We start from the raw sequence: 19984 nt of genomic DNA, 5'->3' as shown, positions 1-19984 counted from the left end.
GCCATGCTTGCTCACTCCCAACCTGCCCCATTCCCAAAACTTAGTCCCAGTGAATATTTGCGATGGGAAGAACGGCAGAGGGAGAAGTACAAATATTTGGACGGGCGGCTCTATGCCATGGGTGGCGGCAGTAAAAACCACAGTATTATTAGCGTCCATCTATCAAATTTGTCGACAAAAGACAAAAAGGGTTTTAAACCCCGTCCTTCAGGAGGGTTCTAATTTCCTTGATATATATGCAGACCTGACCCGGCGGAAATACCTGGAAGAATTCCTATTGTCAAATTTTTATTTTCAAGGCAATATCGTCCGTCAAGATTGAAAGGCTAATTATTATTAGTACGTCTTACCTTGTCAGAATCTACCTAATATGCTTTTAGGGGTGATATGCCGAAGGTTTCCACATATAGTTACTGTGGAGAGTGTTATGAATAAAGTCTCCTTATAGTTAATGGTTATGGGGCAATAGCATTATTGAGAAAGACATGAAAGCTACTGTGTACATCGCAACAAGCATTGATGGTTTCATCGCACGTAACAATGGTGATATTGATTGGCTACCTAGTGGGGGAGATTTAGAGGGTAGTGAAGACTACGGATATTAGGAATTCATTGATTCAGTTGATGCGCTTGTCATGGGGCGCAATACCTATGAGTTAGCATTGTCCTTCGATTCATGGCCCTATGGTGAAAAGCCAGTATTTGTTCTAAGTAGTCAGAAAATTGACATCCCTGAAGACATTGCAAAAACAGTCGAGTCCATGGGCGCGGCTCCACGGGAAATAATTTGCCGTCTATCAGAGCGTGGATTTCAGCATTTATACATTGATGGCGGAAAGACAATTCAATAGTTTTTGAGTGAAGGCTTAATTAAGCAATTAATTATTACTAAAGTGCCAGTTCTTATCGGCACGGGGATTCCACTTTTTGGTTCGCTTCTTCATGATGTCAGATTACATCATCTTGAAACACGGCAGTTTGAAAACGGCTTAGTGCAAAGTAGATACAAGGTAATTGAGGATGCCCCATAACAAATCAAATGCAGCGGAAGGCTAAGTTTAGCCTAGGCCGCAACCTCGGGCAAAAAGGCAAACCCCAGCCCTTAAAGATGGAACAACGGTAAGCACCAGAAAAACAGCCGGTTCTGGCCCCTGGCGCCATCTCAGAGAAAGAGTGGAATTGCTCTCCATTTGCTTCTTTCCTCCGTCCCTTAGAGCTCATTTCATCTTGGTTTCATATTCCTATGAAAGACTGAAAGGGTTGCGCTGTCAGAATCCTATGCAAAATCGAGCGATTGCCCAGGGCTGGGCTATCTCCCTGGTATTGGGAGTGCTGGTATTGTCTCCCAAGGCAACCCTGGCGCATGCGGGCCATGGCGATGAATTTCACCAAAGTGAATCAGCTCAATCTGCCCAGGGCATTGCCCTTGATGGGGACACCATTCGTCGTTTGGATATTCAAGTAGAACCTTTACAACCTCGTTATCTAGATACCGGCGTTAGAACAACGGGCCAGATTGAAACCCTGCCGCAACAACGGGTTGAGGTCACAACCCCCGTGGGAGGAAAATTACTCCAACTATTAGTTAATCCAGGGGAAACTGTTAAGGCGGGTCAAGCCGTCGCCATTATGACCAGTGCCGAATTAGCTGAACTCCGCACCACTGCCCAAGACCGTCGTAGCTTGGCGATCGCCGCTGTGGAACAAGCCCAAGCAGACCTACAACTAGCCCAGGAAAATTATCGGCAACAACAACGGTTAGTTAACAGTGAAATCGAAGAAGCCCGCATTGCCAAAGCTTTTGCCCAGGAGCGTTACAACCGTGACCAAGAACTCGAAGCCAATGGGGCCTTACCCCGTCGTCAGCTTTTGGAGTCGGAAGTTGCCTTAGCCACAGCCAATGCTGATTTAGTCAAAGTCCAAAGCCGTTTACCCGTAAGTGAAGCCCAAGCCCAAATTAAGCGGGCCCAAACCGCCTTGAATGTTGCCCAAAAACAGGTCAAATTAAGTGAAGAAACCTATCAGACCCGTTTGCAACAACTGGGAACCAATGCCCGCCCCGACGGCACTATTGTCATTACAGCCCCCATTGCTGGCATAGTCATTGACCCAGCCAGTACCCCAGAGCATGAAATCAAGGTCGGAGAATCCCGAGAAGATGCAGGGGAAGCTATTTTTACCATTATCAATAGTCAGCAAGTTCAAGTTTCAGCCAGTATTTACGAAAAGGATCTGAACAAAATTCGCCAGGGCCAAGCAATTCGGGGCTGGGTTAGCAGTTCCCCCCAACAAACCTTTACGGGACGGATTAATCAAATCGGCTCCGTGGTGGAAGGGGAAAATCGTATCGTTTCTGTGAAAGCAACATTGGATAATCCCGATGGTCAATTGAAACCCGGTCTATTTGTGGAATTGGAAGTGCTAACCGACCGTACCTCTACCCCGGTGTTAGCGGTACCGCAATCGGCCATTGTCAAAACCAACGATCAACAAAATCTGGTTTTTGTGCAGAATGGCAATATTTTTGAACCTGTTTCTGTGACCCTAGGACAAGTTTCTGGGGACTGGGTAGAAATAAAAGAAGGCTTATTTGCAGGGGATTTAGTAGTTAACCAACGGGCCAGTCAACTTTATGCCCAGTCCCTACGAGCAAAACCCCCTGAAGAGACGGAAGAGACCGAAGAATTATTGGAAACAACAGAATCTACCTTGGCTCTGCCCACATCATCAGGGTGGCTTTTACCTCTGGTGGGAACTGTAGTTGCCGCTGGACTATTTTGGGCCGGTAGTCTCTGGGGGAAACGACAACGAAGCCAAGCATTATCAGAGCAGACTTTGACCCCAAACCAGGATGAGCCATCTATACAAGCTGAAAAGGTGCTAGTTGAAACTTCCTCCCACCAAGACTTTTCTTAAATTTCCTGTCCCATCGAAGCTATCCATCAACCCTATTTACCTAGAAAATGCTTAATGCCATCCTCAAATGGTCGATCGCCCAACGTTGGCTAGTGGTTATTGGAGCCATTTTGGTGGCTATTTTAGGAACCTACAACCTCACCCAGATGCCGTTGGATGTGTTTCCCCCCTTTGCACCGCCCCAGGTGGAAATCCAAACCGAGGCTCCCGGTTTAGCGCCGGAGGAAGTGGAAACGTTAATCACTCTGCCTATCGAAAGTGCGGTGAATGGCACCCCAGGAGTAGAAATGGTGCGGTCTTCCTCAGCGGTGGGCATTTCCGTGGTTAAGGCCATTTTTGCCGATAACACAGACATTTACCGAGCCAGACAATTGGTGACGGAACGGCTACAATCCGCCCGGAGTAAATTACCTGCCGGGACTGAGGAACCGCAAATTTCCCCGGTTTCTTCACCTATTAGTACAATTTTAATGTATGCCTTGACGGTGGATCAGTCAGCTGAGCCGTCTGAAGTAAACCTAATGGAAATACGACGACGGGTGGATCGGGAGATTACCAATCAAATCTTGGCAGTATCGGGGGTTTCCCAAGTGGTGGCCTATGGGGGGGATGTTAAGCAATATCAAGTTCTGGTTGATCCGGCCCGCCTCAAAGCTTTTAATATTTCCCTACAACAGGTGACAGAGGCGGTGGAAGAAGCCAATGTCAATGCGGCGGGGGGATTTTTATTGACCGCCGACCAAGAAGACGTGATTCGAGGTTTGGGGCGCATCGAAAATATCTCCCAATTGGCGGATTCTGTGGTGACGGCCAGGGACGGTAAACCCATTCTGCTCCGAGATGTGGCAGATGTGACCATTGGCCCTGCCTTGACTAGGGGAGATGGTAGTGTGGATGGCCAACGGGCAGTGGTGCTGGTGATTGATAAACAACCCCAAGCCGATACCCCCACGGTGAGTAAGGCGGTGGAAAAAGCTATGGCAGAGGTGAAAGCAGCCCTCCCCACCGGGGTTAATCTCCAAGTCACGTTTCGCCAAGAAAGTTTTATCGAAGCGGCGATCGCCAATGTGCGGGACTCTTTGCGGGATGGCATTATCATCGTCGCTGTGGTGATGGTGATGTTTCTGATGAATTGGCGCACTGCGATTATTACCCTCAGTGCCATTCCCCTTTCCATTCTCATTGGCATGATGATTTTGGGTTGGTTTGGCCAGGGTATTAATGCCATGACCCTAGGGGGCTTAGCGGTGGCGATCGGTTCTGTGGTGGACGACTCCATTGTGGACATGGAAAATTGCTACCGGGGTCTGCGCCAAAATCAAGCTTTGGGCAATCCCAAGCATCCTTTCCAAGTGGTTTACGACACCTCTGTGGAAGTTCGTACCAGTGTGATTTTTTCTACAGTGATCATCGTTGTTGTCTTTGCCCCGATTTTTAGTCTGACGGGGGTAGAAGGGCGGATTTTTGCCCCCATGGGGGTGGCCTATTTATTGTCCATTTTGGCTTCGACCCTAGTGGCCATGACCCTTTCCCCAGCCCTCTGTGCCCTCCTATTAGCCCCCTGTCGTTTGCCCAGTAATGAAACTTGGTTAGCTCGCATTAGCCAGAGGATCTACCAACCCTTATTAAAGTTCAGTACCCACCATCCCCGCTGGATTATTGGGGCGGCGATCGCCTTTTTTATCTTTTCCCTTAGTCTAGTACCGAGTATGGGGCGGGTTTTTCTGCCGGAATTCCAAGAACAATCTTTGGTTAATGCCCTACTTCTCTATCCCGGAAGTTCCCTAGAAGCCACCAATCGGGTCGGTTTTGCCCTCCAGGATGCCCTCAAAGAAGACTCCCGCTTTAGCTCCGTACAATTACGTTCTGGCCGGGCCCCAGGGGATGCCGATGCCGGTGGGGTTAATTTAGGACATTTGGACGTAGAACTCAGTGACGCAGGGATGGCCGACCGAGAAGGGAGTATCGAAACCCTACGGGCTGAGTTTGACAAAATACCTGGGGTGGCTCCTAACATTGGCGGTTTTATTTCCCACCGCATGGATGAAGTGTTATCGGGAGTAAGAAGTGCGATCGCCGTTAAAATTTTTGGCCCTGACTTAGAACAACTCCGCACCCTCGGGAAATCAGTGGAAACAGCCATGGCGGAAATTCCTGGGCTGGTGGATTTACAACTAGAACCCCAAGTCCCTGTGCGTCAGGTACAAATTCAGTTTGATCGCCTAGCGGCCGGGCGTTATGGGTTAACCGTTGGTCAACTTTCTGAGTTGGTAGAAACAGCATTGAATGGTAGAGTAGCCTCCCAAGTTTTGCAGGATCAACAATTATTTGATCTGCTGGTTTGGCTGAAAGCAGATGCCCGCAATAATTTAGAAACGATTAGTAATTTACTGGTAGACACCCCCAGCGGCACTAAAATTCCCCTGGCCCAAGTGGCTCAAATTAGTTATGGTAATGGCCCCAACACCATCAATCGAGAAAATGTTTCCCGGTTGATCGTCGTCTCCGCCAATGTTAAGGGTCGAGATCTCCGTTCCGTTGTTAACGATATTCAAAGTCAAGTTAAATCAGAAGTTTCTCTCCCCACCGGTTATTTCATCCAGTATGGCGGCCAATTTGAATCGGAGGAACGGGCCAGTCAAAATCTTTTGGTTTTTGGTTTATTGGCGATAATTGTCATCACTATTTTGATGTATTTCGCCGTTAAATCTTTGCCCGCAACTTTGATGATTATGGTCAATCTTCCCCTAGCTCTAGCAGGAGGTATTTTGGCGATCGCCGTGACGGGGGGAGTTATTTCCGTTGCTTCTTTGGTGGGTTTTATTACCCTATTCGGCGTTGCTGTCCGTAATGGCTTATTGCTGGTAGATAACTACAATCAAAAGTTTGCCTTAGCATTGCCTCTGGCCCAGGTTATCCATGAAGGTTCCAAGGAAAGATTAGTCGCCATTTTGATGACTGCCCTCACTTCCGCCCTGGGTATGCTTCCCCTGGCCATTGGAACCGGAGCCGGTAAGGAAATTCTCCAACCCCTGGCGATCGTTATTTTAGGCGGACTCTTTACCTCCACCGCTTTAACCCTACTGGTATTACCTGCTTTATACGCCCAATTTGGCCGATTTTTGCGCCCATCTATTGCTACTTCATCTACTGTGAAAGCCGTTCATTCCCAAAGCCTAACTAAGGTTTAAATTATTAACTTATTTATGAAATACCGAATCCTAGCCCAACCCATCACCATTTTAGCCACCGTCCTAATCCTCAATGCCTGTGGCAATCAAACCCCCTCAACAGATAATTACGTTACTCCAACCCCAACTCCTAGCATTGCCCCCACAGAAAATGTTGAGGAAAATAAAACCGAATCCCATGGGGGTAAAGGTGGACAAGTAATTGAAATAGGCGATTACCATTTGGAACTACTTGCCGTTAAAGAAGCTGGTGGTTTCCATCTAGATTTTTACCTGCAAAAGGGAGTTGAACATAATCCTCTTCCCGATGCCACTGTGACCGGTAAAATTCAGTTACCCGATGGCACTCAACAAGAAATTGACTTTAAATATAGCGATCAAGACAAGCATTATACCGCTATTCTTTCTACTCAAGTAGCCGGGGATTATAAACTTGCAATTTTAAGTGACATCAACGGTGAAAAAGTTAACGGTAGGTTTAATTTTAAATATTAAAAAAGCTATAGACAATGAATTAATCACTGCCCATAGCCCATAAAATTCTGAAATTATCCAATTAACAAAAACTAATTGGCTTTTAATGTCACTGCTTCTATCCTATAGGACATTAGTGAATCATTAATCTCTCCAGTATTTAATGATGGTTTACCAAAAGAAGAGAATAGCAAACTAACTCCCATCAGAGCCATAATTGCATTCTCGGAAAAACTAATAATTCCTAAGGGAGCTTTTGAATTTCCTCCAATACAGGCGCAATTCAGAGAAAGTTTATCAATGTAAACAGCCTTAAAAACGGACGCTGTGCCACTAATGCCAACTAAAAAAGAAACAATGCCAGTGGCCAATGGTGCTATTCCCGACAAATAACCCAAACCTAGAATTAATTCAATAAAAGGATAGACTCTACCATAAGCTTTGCATTTTTTGGTGATTAAGTCATATTTTTCAAAGCTATTAGCAAAGGACTCAATATCCATTAACTTGAGCGAAGCAAGCATTGATAGAGAAATACCCATTAACCCAGTTAATCCTAGGGATGTTGACAATGTAATCAATCCAGCAGTGGAAAATAAAGCAATTACTGGGGTATAGGAGTAATCCGCTTTTTCTGGCTCAACTGCCAACATTTTAGCCAGGTCAGTATAACCGCCGATCATCGTCTCTCCTCGAAAGATTTGAGGAGTGGTTGCTACCTGATATTTCATCTTAAACGAAGCAACTTCATCCTGAGATGTTAATTTAATATCCTCGAAAGGAATGCCTTGCTCCTGTAACAAATTGATGGCTTTTAGTCCCCAAGGACAGTTATGATCTGGAGTAGACATGCGATACAGTTTCAGAACTGTGGTGTCAGTCAGGTGCTCATGGGTAATTGTCATTGGGATCACCTCAAAAAACATATTGCAGGTTAATAAGCTCACTCTAGAGCCTCTAGTTGACTGTAGAGTCAAGCATTACGAGCATTATTTTTCAAATTTTTTCCTGGTCAAAAGACTTGACCCTCTAGCTAACTAGAGAGTTTATAGTGGATAAATCAGTGGATTTTAAGGAGAGTTAAAATTATGGTCAGTCTCTTAAAAATTGGTGATATAGCCAAACAGACTGGGGTTTCCGTAGGTACTCTAAGATATTACGAAACACTCCAGCTAATCTTTCCTGAAGAACGGGGAGATAACCGCTATCGTTACTATGACAACAATACTATTCAGCAAGTTGGATTTATTAAGAAAGCTCAATCTTTAGGTTTCTCCTTAGAAGAAATTAGGCAGATCTTAGAGGTTACAGATCATGGGGAACCGCCCTGCGATTTGGTAAAAACATTATTAGCTCATAAAATAAAAGAACTTAATCTTAAAATTAAGGATATGATGACATTCAAATCAGAGTTAGAAAGATACTCTGAACAATGGTCAGCTATATCTGAAGATAATAAAATAGATGCCCTTTGTCCCCTCATTGCATCCGTTGAAAGATAGTCAAATTTTTGGCGATCGCCCTTTGGGTGTGGATAAAGTTGATTAGTTATTAGTTGTTGGGATTCGTTGAATTACCAGGCGAGTGCCACTGCCCCCCCAAACTTCCGCATTTCTGCAAAAAACTTGCCCTGTGCCCCCCCCTCTGGCAATGTTGCCAGGTAGACAGCGGTTTCGGCGCCCTCATCGGCAGTGAACGGTGCATTAGAGCCCCCCATATCCGTTTGCATCCAACCCGGAGAGTAGGCATTGATCAAAATATTGGTGCCCTGAAGTTCCTTTGCCCAGAGTGCCGTCAGTCCATTTAATCCAACTTTAGACAAGCGATAGGACGGAGCTAAGGGATAGTAATCGCTACCCATTGAAGTCAGGGAAGCCATTTCAGTCGACACGTTAACAATCCGCCCATAGTTTTGCGCTTTCATCAAGGGCATGAGCGCCTGAGTGATGCGAGCTACAGCTAAAACATTGGTGGTCAAAGTTGCCAGCATCGTTTCTATTTGAGCCGTGAGCAGGCTAGATTCTTCGGTGTGCATGGTGGGATTGACCCCCGCATTATTGACCAGAATATCGACTCTGCCGTAGGTCTGCTGTACCCAGGCTGTAAATCGTTGCACACTGGCATCGCTGGTAACATCTAAAGGATGAAAATCTACTTGGAGGTTTTCCTGGGATAGCCGCTGTTGAGCCCCAAGACCATCCTGCTCACTACGACTGGTCAGCACCACTCGAATGGTTCCTTGCCGTGCCAATTGACGGGCGATCGCATACCCCAATCCTTTGTGGCTACCTGTGATTACGGCAATTTTCTGGGTCAAGCTCATAGGGTTTTTCTGAGTTAACTAGCTGTCCCCCTAGATTAACAATCCCTAAGATATTGAGAAAGAAAATATTTCAGATACTTACTATCAATGAAATCGATAAATTTGGCGGCGATCGATTTAAACCTGTTGGTTGCTTTTGAAGCCCTGTTAGAACAACGCAGTGTGACAAAGGCGGCCCAGCAACTGCAGATGGGTCAGCCTGCCATGAGTTCAGCCCTCAAACGTTTACGGATTCTCTTTGAAGATGAATTGTTTGTCCGGTTAGGACGACAGATGCAACCGACGCTCAAGGCCCAGGCGATCGCCCCAGGTGTTCTGGCCGCATTACAACAGATCCGCCAAGCCGTTACCGTCAACCAAACTTTTGAACCATCGGTCAGTAACCGCACCTTTACAATCGGTAGTTCAGACTACACAAGCTTTGTCGTAATGCCCCCATTACTGGGGTTTAGTTTGCAAAACGCTCCCGCCATCAACATTCAAATGATTGAGTTTGAGAAAGACAGGGTTGGGGATTTGCTCGAACAAGGAGAAATTGATGTGGCATTGGGGGTTTTTCCTAATCCACCCCGACAAACGCAATGGGAACCTATCTTTGAAGAACAATTTGTGGGAATTGCCCGTCGGGGACATCCGGCTGTCCAGCACGGAAAGATAAGTATAAAAGACTTTGCTCAGCTTCCCCACGCTCTCACCACACTACGTCGAGATACAACAGGTGCCATAGACAAGGTGTTGAATGAGCAAAACTTAGAGCGTCGAGTGGCATTCACTACCCCCCATATGATGGTTTTACCTTTTGCGATCGCCTCCAGTGATTTAGTTGCGGCAATTCCCCGACGCATTGCCCTACATTTAGCAACTATCTGCAATTTGACAGTTTTTGAACTGCCAGTTAAAACAAAACCCTGGATGGTTTCTATGCTGTGGAGTACCTTGAATGACCGAGATGAAGCCAATCGTTGGTTACGCGACTTAATCAAAGCGATTTCTCGATAGTCCAATTCAGTGCTATCCAAAAACAAAGGAACAATTGTCCGATTTGTACAATAAGAGCGTTAGAAAAATCACTAGACATTTACGGCATTTGTCCAGCAAAAACAGGATTTTATCCAATGGCAAAGGGTAATTTATCCAACGGATTATAGCAAAAATTTTTGCTAGGGTAGGAAAGTCTCCCCGGGCTAAAGCCAGGCTTTCCGTGGAGTCTATATTTAATACTAATATGCTTTGGACAAACAGATAATAAAGCAAAAATTACTAGGGGTTTACAGGCGATCGCCAAAGATAATCTCTGCAAGATTGTCACACCAAAATGTAAAATTTAGACTTGGTATCACACTATGAATTTGCAGTATATCTACTAGTTAGACAATAAGAGATTTACAAAAATGGCTAAATCAACTGTCACTTACTGGAACCCATTAAATTCGAACAATCAAGACAAGTGGCATTCAATTGAAGGTCTTGAAGGAATGGCCGAAGAACTGACACTTAGTATTGATTCTGAATCAGGCGAATATACCCGCTTAACCCGCTTTTTTCCAAAAGCTGACACAACACCCTTTGGAAGCAAAAGTCATGAATATCCTGAAGAGATATTTATAGTGAGCGGTCGCCTATATGACTATGCTTTTGAAATGTGGTTAGAAACAGGCCATTATGCAAGCAGACCACCTGGCGAAATTCATGGTCCTTTTAAAACAGAGTACGGATGTATAGTCCTTGAAGTGTCTTTCCCAAATAAAATAGGCAATTCACAAAATACCTAGCAAAAACTGTATCTTCCTCTGCACATATAGTTAATTTAATTAATTAAAGTTTCAGGAAGAAGAAAAAACAAAAGATTTAATTGCTCCAATGCTATTTAGCGGAAGCCTAAATGCAGAGAGATTTGAGAGATAACCAAAGTACTATTTACTGCCAGAGCTAAAAATCAAATCAGTATTAATCATGGATAATGCAGCTATTCGTCGTATAGTAGAGGGTGAGTAAGTTAGGACGGCTCCCTCAATGCTATATTCAATGCAGAAATAAGCGATTCTCCATTGCTAATCAACTGATAAATATACCGTTTTAGTCTTGCCCAGAATTTCTCAATTTTGTTCAAGTCCGGTGAATATGGATGATTAATATCTGACCTGGTATTAACCCTGGCAATAACATTTTCTCTATCCAGTTACATACTACTTTGGCATTACAGTTGTGTTACGACCAATATTTAGCGTCCGACACCCATGGCTTTTCTTCTCTCCTTTCTCTACCGCACTCACCGCTTTTTCCCTGGGATCTTTACTGTAGGGAGCTGGCATAACTTTTTCCTCACTTCTATATCATGTTCTAATATATAGTCATTTCTAGTAAGACTGAGGCAGTCAAATTCACCGAAAAGCTTGTCAATAAAGACTTAAGCAGTCTCGAAATTATTTGAAATGACTATATATGGTCTTTGCCATATGTAATTACCAATCACCAACGCACACAAAAAAACTGCCTATGATTAACGTTACAGGCAGTGGAGAGGGATGCCATTGCTAAAAATGGCTATACCCAAGGAAAATCAGTAGGATTGTTAGCGTTTAACCTTAACTTGACGGGCCATTTCTTTGAAACGATTCAAACTGGGGCCTGGGGTGCGGCGGGCTACGTTTTGGGGAATGGGGTCGCCACTGGCGAAGGCCACTTGGCTGGGATCAACTTTGGCTTTGGGCGCAGGAGCCACAGCTACAGGAGCAGGGCTTTCCAATGGGGTTTCAGCTTTTTTGACGGATTTTTTCTTAATGGAAGTTTTCTTGGTAGGGGCAGGAGCAGAGGTTTCCACCGGGGCTACTTCTGCTTGCACCTCCGCCACATCGACTTCCTCCACCTTTGCCGGGGCTTGGGTTTCGTCTAACTGAACGTAAAATTCTTTTTTAGCACCAAACAGTTTTTTTAACATTTAATGGGGTTCTCCTAATTGATGGGAATTTTATGGTGAATTTTGCACAAACTGATTGTGACTGAAATTTTAACAAAAATGGGGGGCGGGAATTTTCTATTGCCAATCGGCTCCAATTTGGATGGTAACGTCGGAGATTAAATAGCCATTGCTGTCGACTAAAACTTCCCCTAAACCAATACTATTCCGCACCTGCCGAGCCCCGGAACGATCGCCTTGCTGGGCAATGACCCTGGTGGTTTGTAAGGGTTGGGAAAGGGCGTTCACTACGTTAATGCGACTGTAACCGGCGGTTTGCAAATCTTCAACCAAGGCCTTCACCGCCTGGGGGCGATCGGTACTGTCTTGGATGGCAATGCGGAGGGCATAGGGGTCCAGGCTGGCTTCTTCTTCTTCCATTTCCATGTCCCATAACCAGGAGTTACGGGCGATCGCCCCGAAATATTCCTCCGTCATTTCCTGAATTTTGCGTTGGTGGGGCAACCAGTAACTGATGCTGGTGCGGCCGGTGCCATTGAAATCTCCCGGTAACATCATCATTTTGACGTCTTCCCTCGGTATTTGGGCCGAAAATCCGGCGATCGCCACTAGCTCTTCCATATTGAGGTTAGTGTCGATGTTGGACTGGAGAATTTTGACAATGTCAGGAATTCTAAGAATGGTTTGGGGTTTGAGAGCTTGCTCCACCACCGCCCGCATAACCAATTGTTGTCGTTGAATACGACCAATATCTCCCAGGGCATCCTGGCGGAACCGCAACATTTGCAGGGCTTTTTCTCCATCTAAACGCTGTTGTCCTTCCTTGAGGTTAATGTATAAACGTTGGCTGTCATCCTGATATTTCATGTCCCGGGGTACATAGACATCCACTCCTCCCAGGGCATCAATTAACTTTTCCACCCCCTGCACGTTAACGCGCATATAACGGTCAATGGGAACATTCCCCAGCAAATCCGTCACCGTCATAGCTGCCAACGCCGGCCCCCCCAAGGCATTGGCCTGATTAATTTTTCTTGCGCCACTGTAACCGGGAATCTCCACCCTCGTATCCCGGGGGATAGATAGCACCACGAGGGATTTTTCTCTGGGATCAAGGCGGATTAATACCATCGTGTCGGTGAGACCTTCCACCGAATTGACCAGGGCATGGTAGCCGGGGTTCGGTTGACTGGGATCCGGCTCTTCGGAAGTTAACACCTTCGTGCCCAACACCAGCACGTTAATGGGCCGACTCAGTTGGGGAATATTGAGATTTTTGTAGGAAATGGCCTTTTCTTGACCAAATACCGCCGCCTGTTCTGGAGTAAGCTTATTTTGTCCCAACGGGGTTGAATACATGGCTAACAAAGACCCTGCCCCCGCCGATACTGCGGCGATCGCCGTCAATGCAAAGCCAGTTAATAGCCATTTCCCACCTTGGAACTTCTTTTTGCGGGGGGATTTTCTGCCGCCATGGCCGCCCATCCCCTTATTTTTAGAATTTTTTGCCGTCACCATCCTGACCCCAAACTAACCATTGATATTTTTCTCCAGCTTGTGGAATGTCCTTTGGTGCTCTTTCGTGGATCCCAAGGTAAATAAGGTAATTGGCTTGGATACTAGCAAATTGGCAGTGATATTGGCAAGAGAAATTTTCTTTGCTTACCACTACAGCCATTAATAAGTAAACAAACTAATCAAAATGCTAAACAATATTAAGTTATTTCCGCAGAACTCACTTCAACATATTTGGGTAACTTAATGGTAAAAGTAGAACCCATACCAATTTCACTGGTCAGGAGAATATCTCCCCCCATCATCTGGCAAAATTTCCGGGTGATAGCCAAACCTAAGCCAGTACCACCATATTTGCGGGTAGTGGAGGAATCGGCCTGGGTAAATGGTTGAAATAATTTCGCCATTTGTTCTTCAGTCATACCAATGCCTGTATCTTTAACTTGAAAAGAAAGCCAGGGTTTTTGCTCCACTTCAAACTCTTTAACCAGCAAACTAATAGTCCCTTGCTTAGTGAATTTACTAGCATTACTGAGTAGATTGAGTATCCCCTGTCTCACCTTTGTCAAATCTGCATGCATCTGCTCCGATTTCAAGGAAATTTCCACCTGTAATTGATTATGGTTATTTTTAATTAAGGGATCGATGGTATCTAAAATTCCTGTAATCAACTCATTAATATTAAAAGTTTCCAAGTAAAGCTCCATTTTGCCTGCTTCAATTTTGGAAAGATCTAATAAGTCATTAATTAATGCCAACAAGGCTTTGCCAGAACGCAAAATTTTATCTAGATCTGGGACAAATTCTTCCGACTCTAAATCTTCCGATTCTTCAATCAACATTTCACTGTAGCCAATAATCGCATTTAAGGGAGTCCTTAGTTCATGGCTCATATTGGCAAGGAATATACTCTTGGTCGCATTGGCGGTTTCAGCTTCCGACCGGGCCAACTCCAAAGCCTTAATTGTATTTTCCAACTCTTCGGTTCTCTGCTGTACTTTTTCTTCCAGACAAGAATTAGCCTCTGCCAATTGTTTTTGGGTTAACTCCAATTCTTGGTTTTTTTTCTGTAAACTAGAATAGGATTCCCGTAACTCAGTGGTCATCATATTAAATGATTTGGCTAGAATCCCTAATTCATCTTCCCCCAACACTGGAGCCCTTGTATCCCGATCGCCGGAAGATATATCGATGGCTGCCTGGGTAATAAGCAAAATTGGCTTAGTTATTTTGATGGATAATAAATAAACTGCAATTAAAAGCAGAGCTGTGCTCAACAGCCCCACCAAAACTAACATATGGGTAAATCTCCGAGCAGATTCTAGGGCTTCATCTTTACCAATTTCAGTAATTAGGGCTAAATTATATTTTTCTATCCATTGATAAACCCCCAGCACCGGTGTGCCAGCATAATTAATATAGCTGCCTTGGCCACTATTGCCAGCCATCACTGAATTTATTCCCAAGGTATTAAAATTAACCTTAGAATTCTTGTTGGAATCATTTTTATTTCCATCTGCTGAAATGAACGAAACTTTACTATCTATTTTTCCCACTAAAAATGTTTCCCCTGTATTGCCCAATCCCGTACGCTTGCGGATTAAGTTGTCAATGGCATTCAAGTTAATATCTATGCTTAAATAACCAAGTCTTTCATTGGTAGTATCATGTCTGATGCTGGTGGCGAACGTCATACTTGGCCGATTATAAATCTTAGAAAAATAAAAATTTGGCACTATTTTTAAGTCTGATTTAACATCTGCAAAATAAGTGGTTTGATTGCCAATACCCTTATAGATACCAATTTCTTCCGGATTAGTGGAAGCCACTACAATGCCACCAGTATTGAGAATATTGATGGTTTCAATATGGGGAAGAAAAAGATCAATTTCTTGCAATTCATCAATTAATACTCTCTGCTCATTTTTATATCCAATATCACTGGGAGATAATTTTTTTAACATTTCAGCTCCCCTTTGAATACTGTTGATATCACTCAGCAAAAAAAGTATGTCTTTCTGACTTTCCATCCATTGCTCTAGTTGATATTCTTTGAGATTATTAGAAATGGTTAACCGATTAAATGTTTGACCTTCTATCCCCTTAGAAGCTCTATAATTTGCAACTAAAAAAATTGATGCCACTACCATACTAGAAAGACAGAAGTAGGAGAGGACAATTTTTAGCAGTAGACTTTTTCGTACTGATTTTACAATTGAAATCATAGTTAAATTTACTAATTTGCAATAACTAACTACTATTGAAGATTTTGTAAGAATGGTGTCTAACTATCCTCCATCGGTTAAATTAACCAGGGATTTTTCTCGATGCAGATACACATTTAGGCAAAGATTCGGTTTAGTGGGGAATAAAAACAATGCTGTAATATTGTTATAATTCTAACAATTGTCCGACGCCAGATAGATGACTAAGATTCTCCTAGTTGAAGATAACGAAATGAACCGTGACATGTTGTCGCGTCGCTTGATCCGCAAAGGGTATGAGGTAACCATTGCGGTGGACGGCCAAGAAGCGGTGGCAATGGCCATCTCAGAATGCCCCCAATTAATCCTCATGGATATGAGCTTGCCAGTTATGGATGGCTGGACTGCCACTAAGGAGATTAAAAGCAATCCCCTGGGGGCTAACATTCCTATTATTGCTTTGACCGCCCATGCCATGGCCAGTGATCGGGAAAAGGCGATCGCCGCGGGTTGCGACGATTATGATACCAAGCCAATCGAGATTAAACGTCTATTGGAAAAAATTGAGGCATTGGTCAACCAGACTGGTTCATCCCAAAACTGATGATAGTTTCTTAGGTTGTTAATCCCACTGCTGGGGCACACTTTTTTAAAGATTTTTAGAAAAAGGTTATGTCGTTTCTGGAGAAAAAAGCTGAAAAAATAGACAATAAAAACAGTTAATAGCCATCAAAACTTTACTTTAATATAGTTTAAATATGCCTTAAATCTAGTTTAAGCTAATGATATTTTGATGTGACAATCAGTAAAAATTGACCGTCAGATTATTTTTTTAAAATTTCAACAAATTCGACTAGCAAAGTATTCAACCATTAATAATTCATCAATGAATAATTCAGTCAAATCAGTTGATATAGAAAACGCCACTGCTTTTATTCGCCATGAGCTGAGAACTCCCATTAATGCCATCGTAGGCTACGGGGAAATGGTCCAGGAAGAATTAGATGCAGAGGATTCTCCCCTGCTGACAAAAGTGGATATCCTGTTGGTGGAGGCCAAAAAGTTATTAGAAACTATTAATTTATTTGTCAAATATTCCGACGGAGAAGATGCCTCTGATTTTCAGAAGCTTTTTTCTGCTATTACCCACACCACTAACCCTTCCATTACTAAGATTATTATTGCCTGCGATGACTTGCTTGTGGCAAAAGAATGTACGGATAGGGTTGAAATCATTGAGGATATTAAGAAAATCAGACTAGCCGGTCTGCGATTGCAGGGATTAGTAAATAATATTGAATCAATTTTTACTAATTTCTTAGATTCTTTGAATCTTAATTTACAATCCGATCCATCCGTGGATACATCACCGGAATCTTCTTCCGATCAGACTGAAATTATTCTTAGTAATATTCGGACTAATCGCATCGACCGAAGAGAATTGTTAACCGGCAATATTTTAGTGGTAGACGATAATCCCAGTAACTTGGATTTGTTCTTTCAGCATTTAACCCGAAAAGGTCATACTGTTACCACTAGCTTAAGTGCTAAAGATGCCCTGGTTCTGCTTAAAAATCAAAGCTATGATCTGATTTTATTAGATCTCCTCATGCCGGAAACTAATGGAGACCAGTTTCTAGAATATTTAAAAACTAGTTCAGAATTTCAGCACATTCCAGTAATTATTGTTTCAGCTCTGGATGAATTTGAGAGTATTATTCGTTGCATTGAAATCGGAGCGGAGGACTTTTTGCCCAAACCCTTCGATCCAGTCCTGCTCAAAGCTCGCATCGGTTCTTCTTTAGAAAAAAAGCGTTTACGGGACCAAGAAAAGTTATATACCCAGCAGGTGGAAGCTCTTTCAGAAATGATGGCTAAAGAGTTGGAAAAGGGGAGACAAATGCAAAAGAACTTTTTGCCTGCCCGTTTACTAACCAGGGCTGGTTGGGAATTTTCTGCCTATTTTAGCCCCGCTCGACAATTAGCTGGGGATTTTTATGACCTCTTTGAACTTCCCGGCGATCGCCTCGGGCTAGTGGTGGCCGATGTTTGTGATAAGGGGGTGGGGGCGGCATTATTTATGGGACTATTTCGTAGTTTAATTCGTATCTTTTCTGGCCAAGCAGCATTAGATGGACTGATTAATCCTTCCCTTAATTTACCCGGCGATCGCCAAGATTCAGAAATTGAATTGGATGACCTCGTCAATGGGATTAATTTTGAACCATTGGAGTCCATTAAATTAATTAATAACTATGTGGCCATCAACCACGGCGAAGCAAGTATGTTTGCCACAATTTTCTTTGGCATTTTAGAACCTAGTACGGGAAAATTATCCTACATTAATGGTGGCCATGAGCCGGTTTTTATTGTTGATAGCAACCACCAACTAAAAAGCAAGCTAACCTCTACAGGGCCAGCGGTGGGAATGCTGCCGGATTTGGATTTTAAAGTGGGAGAAATTATTTTACAACCAGGGGATTTACTCCTCTCCTATACCGATGGAGTAACGGAGGCCAAGTCCCCCACAGGTAAATTTTTCGGCAAAGAAAAATTATTAGAAGCTTTGGGCAATAATTTCAACTCAGTTGAGCAACTCATGGGTGATCTAAAAACTTCCCTCGCAGAACATATGGGGGAAGCGGAGCAGTTTGATGACATCACTTTATTAGCAGTCAAGTTCCAAGCAAACTAATTTTTTTCTAGGGTAATTTCCCGTGTCAATTCTCCTTCGCAAAGGGTAAAAATACGTTGGCAAAAATCTTCTAGGTATTCCGGTGTATGGTTGACCATCACCATGGTAGTGCCATTTTCTCGATTGATTAATTTCAACTGAGCTAAAACCCTTTGAGCTAGGGCCGGATCGAGGGCAGACGTGGGTTCATCCAAAAGCAGCACCCGGGGACTTAGCATCATTGCCCGCACCAGGGTGACCAGTTGCCGTTGGCCGACGGAAAGCTGTAGCTCATTGCGGTCTAGCCAATCACTGGGGATTTCCCAAATGTCACAGGCCCGAATCCGCCGCCGTTGACATTCTGTTTTACCAACTTTTTGTAATTCCAAGGGATAAACTAAGCTTTCTTCCACCGTCATACCTAATAATTTTGGCTCTTGGGGAACCAACACGATTTCCTGTCGCAGTTGCTGAATTGGATATTTACTAAGGGCTTGTTTGTCATAGAAAATATTGCCTCCGCTAACTTCCTGAAGCCGATTGAGTAGCCGTAAAAGGGTGCTTTTTCCTGCCCCCGATCGCCCTTGGAGGCCAATAGTTTGCCCATGGTCAATGTGGAGAGAAATATTATTTAATAAAACAGTGGATCCAGTTATATCGGTGGTGCTGACTCCGATTAATTTAATGAGAGACGTCATGGCTGACTATTCAACCCCTGTTGACGGATTAATTGTTGTACCTTAGCTAGGGCGGGATTTACTTCCACATTTTGGCGCTCAGAATTTTGCTCAAAAGCTTCCTGCTCCTGGGCAATCATGCGAACATCTTGTGCAATTAAACCTTCTAGTAAAGGCCGGGCTGTTCCCGATAACCAATTTTTTAAAAAACTTCTGAAAGCAATGGGTAATTTATGCAATTTAGGAAAGGCTTCCAAGGAAGTAAAATGAACCAAGTAGGCTTTGGTTTTAGTGGGGGAAACGGGACAAAATAAACAGTAAATCCTAAAATCCTCCCCCAATCTGGAAGACCAATGGGGATAGATATAACTCACCCGTAAGTTTTCTGGATGCAAACGCCGTAGAGCAGGAAAAAATAGCTGGGAAATAGACCAAATTTTATCAATTTTGTAATAGCTTTGGGCATCATAATCCACCACCACCCGATCGCCATTGACTTCAATTTCCCTTAGGGAAGCGGAAGCCCAAGCCTGGTAATTATCATGCAAATGTCCATGGTACATATCCATTAAATTTTCAATTAAATAGGAAAAATGTCCGGGACAATCAAAGGGGGCAAAACTACCAATGTAGTTCAAATGATGCCATTCTGGTAAAGCCAAGGGTTGAGGTTTGTGGGTAGCGAGATAATCCAAATCCCCTGGGTAAAGCCAGATAAAACCATCTTTTTCCTGCACAGGGTAAGTACGCAAACGGCAGGGGGGAAGTTTTTGCGAATCATTAAAATAGGGAATTTTCGCGCAAAAGCCCTGGGCATCAAATTGCCAACCGTGGTAAGCACACTCCAAGTTGTTGCCCAACACCCGACCTTCACTCAGTTTCACCTGACGATGGGGACAGCGATCTTCCACCGCCTGCACCTTACCTACCTGGTCCCGATAAATGGCGATCGGTTGCTCCCATAAAGTAATTCCGAGGGGTTTCTGCCCTAATTCCTGGGTCTGGGCTACCACATACCAATGGTTCAAATTGATCGGGATAGTACGAAGCAGAGATAATGCTTGGCTATGGGGGGAAATAACGCTCATTGGCA

16 protein-coding genes and 2 pseudogenes are annotated in these 19984 nt (G+C 43.8%); 11 read left to right on the top strand and 7 right to left on the bottom strand.

The window, feature by feature from the left end; genetic code table 11:
• Nucleotides 1–3: 3 nt before the first annotated feature.
• From D082_RS17490 to D082_RS00620, 5 genes and pseudogenes are all read left to right on the top strand, one after another.
• Nucleotides 4–171, top strand: a pseudogene (locus D082_RS17490) (Uma2 family endonuclease); the annotation flags it as partial.
• Between the two features lie 464 nt (nucleotides 172–635).
• Nucleotides 636–851, top strand: a complete 216-nt coding sequence (locus D082_RS18850; RefSeq protein WP_238546773.1) for a hypothetical protein — start codon at nucleotides 636–638, stop codon at nucleotides 849–851.
• 427 nt (nucleotides 852–1278) lie between these two features.
• A complete protein-coding gene (locus tag D082_RS00630; RefSeq protein ID WP_028946861.1) occupies nucleotides 1279–2916 on the top strand; it encodes an efflux RND transporter periplasmic adaptor subunit in 1638 nt (545 codons plus the stop codon).
• A gap of 47 nt (nucleotides 2917–2963) precedes the next feature.
• A complete protein-coding gene (locus D082_RS00625; RefSeq protein WP_028946862.1) occupies nucleotides 2964–6107 on the top strand; it encodes a CusA/CzcA family heavy metal efflux RND transporter in 3144 nt (1047 codons plus the stop codon).
• A gap of 15 nt (nucleotides 6108–6122) precedes the next feature.
• On the top strand, nucleotides 6123–6602 hold the full coding sequence (locus tag D082_RS00620) for a hypothetical protein (RefSeq protein ID WP_028946863.1): 480 nt from the start codon (nucleotides 6123–6125) through the stop codon (nucleotides 6600–6602).
• Between the two features lie 71 nt (nucleotides 6603–6673).
• Here D082_RS00620 and D082_RS00615 read toward each other — a convergent pair whose 3' ends face one another.
• Complete coding sequence (locus tag D082_RS00615; protein ID WP_028946864.1) at nucleotides 6674–7486, bottom strand: MauE/DoxX family redox-associated membrane protein; 813 nt, start codon at nucleotides 7484–7486, stop codon at nucleotides 6674–6676.
• Between the two features lie 183 nt (nucleotides 7487–7669).
• Here D082_RS00615 and D082_RS00610 point away from each other — a divergent pair, with 183 nt between their 5' ends.
• Complete coding sequence (locus tag D082_RS00610) at nucleotides 7670–8083, top strand: heavy metal-responsive transcriptional regulator (protein ID WP_038529826.1); 414 nt, start codon at nucleotides 7670–7672, stop codon at nucleotides 8081–8083.
• A 71-nt stretch (nucleotides 8084–8154) separates the two neighbouring features.
• Here the strand turns inward: D082_RS00610 and D082_RS00605 are convergent, their stop codons facing one another.
• Entirely contained in the window at nucleotides 8155–8904 is a 750-nt protein-coding gene (locus D082_RS00605; protein ID WP_028946866.1) for an SDR family oxidoreductase, read from the bottom strand.
• A gap of 87 nt (nucleotides 8905–8991) precedes the next feature.
• On the opposite strand from D082_RS00605, the gene D082_RS00600 reads away from it, so the two are divergent.
• The 3 genes and pseudogenes from D082_RS00600 to D082_RS18200 form a co-directional block, all read left to right on the top strand.
• On the top strand, nucleotides 8992–9903 hold the full coding sequence (locus tag D082_RS00600; protein WP_028946867.1) for a LysR family transcriptional regulator: 912 nt from the start codon (nucleotides 8992–8994) through the stop codon (nucleotides 9901–9903).
• 392 nt (nucleotides 9904–10295) lie between these two features.
• Nucleotides 10296–10676: a cupin domain-containing protein gene (locus D082_RS00590; protein WP_028946869.1), complete on the top strand. Its 381-nt coding sequence runs from the start codon at nucleotides 10296–10298 to the stop codon at nucleotides 10674–10676.
• 48 nt (nucleotides 10677–10724) lie between these two features.
• A pseudogene (locus tag D082_RS18200) lies at nucleotides 10725–10881 on the top strand (IS630 family transposase); the annotation flags it as partial.
• Between the two features lie 595 nt (nucleotides 10882–11476).
• Here the strand turns inward: D082_RS18200 and D082_RS00585 are convergent.
• The 3 genes from D082_RS00585 to D082_RS00570 all read right to left on the bottom strand — a co-directional run bounded on the left by D082_RS00585 (nucleotide 11477) and on the right by D082_RS00570 (nucleotide 15561).
• On the bottom strand, nucleotides 11477–11842 hold the full coding sequence (locus D082_RS00585; RefSeq protein ID WP_028946870.1) for a hypothetical protein: 366 nt from the start codon (nucleotides 11840–11842) through the stop codon (nucleotides 11477–11479).
• A gap of 96 nt (nucleotides 11843–11938) precedes the next feature.
• The gene (locus D082_RS00580) at nucleotides 11939–13336 is read right to left on the bottom strand and encodes an LCP family protein (protein ID WP_028946871.1); all 1398 of its coding nucleotides are present in this window, start codon (nucleotides 13334–13336) and stop codon (nucleotides 11939–11941) included.
• 200 nt (nucleotides 13337–13536) lie between these two features.
• Nucleotides 13537–15561, bottom strand: a complete 2025-nt coding sequence (locus tag D082_RS00570) for a hybrid sensor histidine kinase/response regulator (RefSeq protein WP_028946873.1) — start codon at nucleotides 15559–15561, stop codon at nucleotides 13537–13539.
• 199 nt (nucleotides 15562–15760) lie between these two features.
• On the opposite strand from D082_RS00570, the gene D082_RS00565 reads away from it, so the two are divergent.
• Nucleotides 15761–16144, top strand: a complete 384-nt coding sequence (locus D082_RS00565) for a response regulator (protein WP_028946874.1) — start codon at nucleotides 15761–15763, stop codon at nucleotides 16142–16144.
• Nucleotides 16145–16426: 282 nt separating this feature from the next.
• The gene (locus tag D082_RS00560) at nucleotides 16427–18235 is read left to right on the top strand and encodes a SpoIIE family protein phosphatase (protein ID WP_038529819.1); all 1809 of its coding nucleotides are present in this window, start codon (nucleotides 16427–16429) and stop codon (nucleotides 18233–18235) included.
• Here D082_RS00560 and D082_RS00555 read toward each other — a convergent pair.
• A complete protein-coding gene (locus tag D082_RS00555; protein WP_028946876.1) occupies nucleotides 18232–18912 on the bottom strand; it encodes an ATP-binding cassette domain-containing protein in 681 nt (226 codons plus the stop codon). The two genes, D082_RS00560 and D082_RS00555, sit on opposite strands and share 4 nt — an antisense overlap.
• Nucleotides 18909–19979 (bottom strand): aromatic ring-hydroxylating dioxygenase subunit alpha, encoded by a 1071-nt coding sequence (locus D082_RS00550; RefSeq protein ID WP_028946877.1) that lies wholly within the window; start codon nucleotides 19977–19979, stop codon nucleotides 18909–18911. Before D082_RS00550 ends, D082_RS00555 begins: the two co-directional genes overlap by 4 nt.
• Between the last annotated feature and the right edge of the window lie 5 nt (nucleotides 19980–19984).

The organism is Synechocystis sp. PCC 6714, assembly GCF_000478825.2.
GTDB lineage: Bacteria > Cyanobacteriota > Cyanobacteriia > Cyanobacteriales > Microcystaceae > Synechocystis.
The sequence above is the reverse complement of the archived record's forward strand: the minus strand, read 5'-3'. Positions and strand labels throughout refer to the sequence as shown.

What these genes read in the sequence shown, in the direction of transcription:
- D082_RS18850 (WP_238546773.1), top strand. Translation starts at nt 636, where the DNA reads ATGGGGCGCAATACCTATGAGTTAGCATTGTCCTTCGATTCATGGCCC.
- D082_RS00630 (WP_028946861.1), top strand. Translation starts at nt 1,279, where the DNA reads ATGCAAAATCGAGCGATTGCCCAGGGCTGGGCTATCTCCCTGGTATTG.
- D082_RS00625 (WP_028946862.1), top strand. Translation starts at nt 2,964, where the DNA reads ATGCTTAATGCCATCCTCAAATGGTCGATCGCCCAACGTTGGCTAGTG.
- D082_RS00620 (WP_028946863.1), top strand. Translation starts at nt 6,123, where the DNA reads ATGAAATACCGAATCCTAGCCCAACCCATCACCATTTTAGCCACCGTC.
- D082_RS00615 (WP_028946864.1), bottom strand. Translation starts at nt 7,486, where the DNA reads ATGACAATTACCCATGAGCACCTGACTGACACCACAGTTCTGAAACTG.
- D082_RS00610 (WP_038529826.1), top strand. Translation starts at nt 7,670, where the DNA reads ATGGTCAGTCTCTTAAAAATTGGTGATATAGCCAAACAGACTGGGGTT.
- D082_RS00605 (WP_028946866.1), bottom strand. Translation starts at nt 8,904, where the DNA reads ATGAGCTTGACCCAGAAAATTGCCGTAATCACAGGTAGCCACAAAGGA.
- D082_RS00600 (WP_028946867.1), top strand. Translation starts at nt 8,992, where the DNA reads ATGAAATCGATAAATTTGGCGGCGATCGATTTAAACCTGTTGGTTGCT.
- D082_RS00590 (WP_028946869.1), top strand. Translation starts at nt 10,296, where the DNA reads ATGGCTAAATCAACTGTCACTTACTGGAACCCATTAAATTCGAACAAT.
- D082_RS00585 (WP_028946870.1), bottom strand. Translation starts at nt 11,842, where the DNA reads ATGTTAAAAAAACTGTTTGGTGCTAAAAAAGAATTTTACGTTCAGTTA.
- D082_RS00570 (WP_028946873.1), bottom strand. Translation starts at nt 15,561, where the DNA reads ATGATTTCAATTGTAAAATCAGTACGAAAAAGTCTACTGCTAAAAATT.
- D082_RS00565 (WP_028946874.1), top strand. Translation starts at nt 15,761, where the DNA reads ATGACTAAGATTCTCCTAGTTGAAGATAACGAAATGAACCGTGACATG.
- D082_RS00560 (WP_038529819.1), top strand. Translation starts at nt 16,427, where the DNA reads ATGAATAATTCAGTCAAATCAGTTGATATAGAAAACGCCACTGCTTTT.
- D082_RS00555 (WP_028946876.1), bottom strand. Translation starts at nt 18,912, where the DNA reads ATGACGTCTCTCATTAAATTAATCGGAGTCAGCACCACCGATATAACT.
- D082_RS00550 (WP_028946877.1), bottom strand. Translation starts at nt 19,979, where the DNA reads ATGAGCGTTATTTCCCCCCATAGCCAAGCATTATCTCTGCTTCGTACT.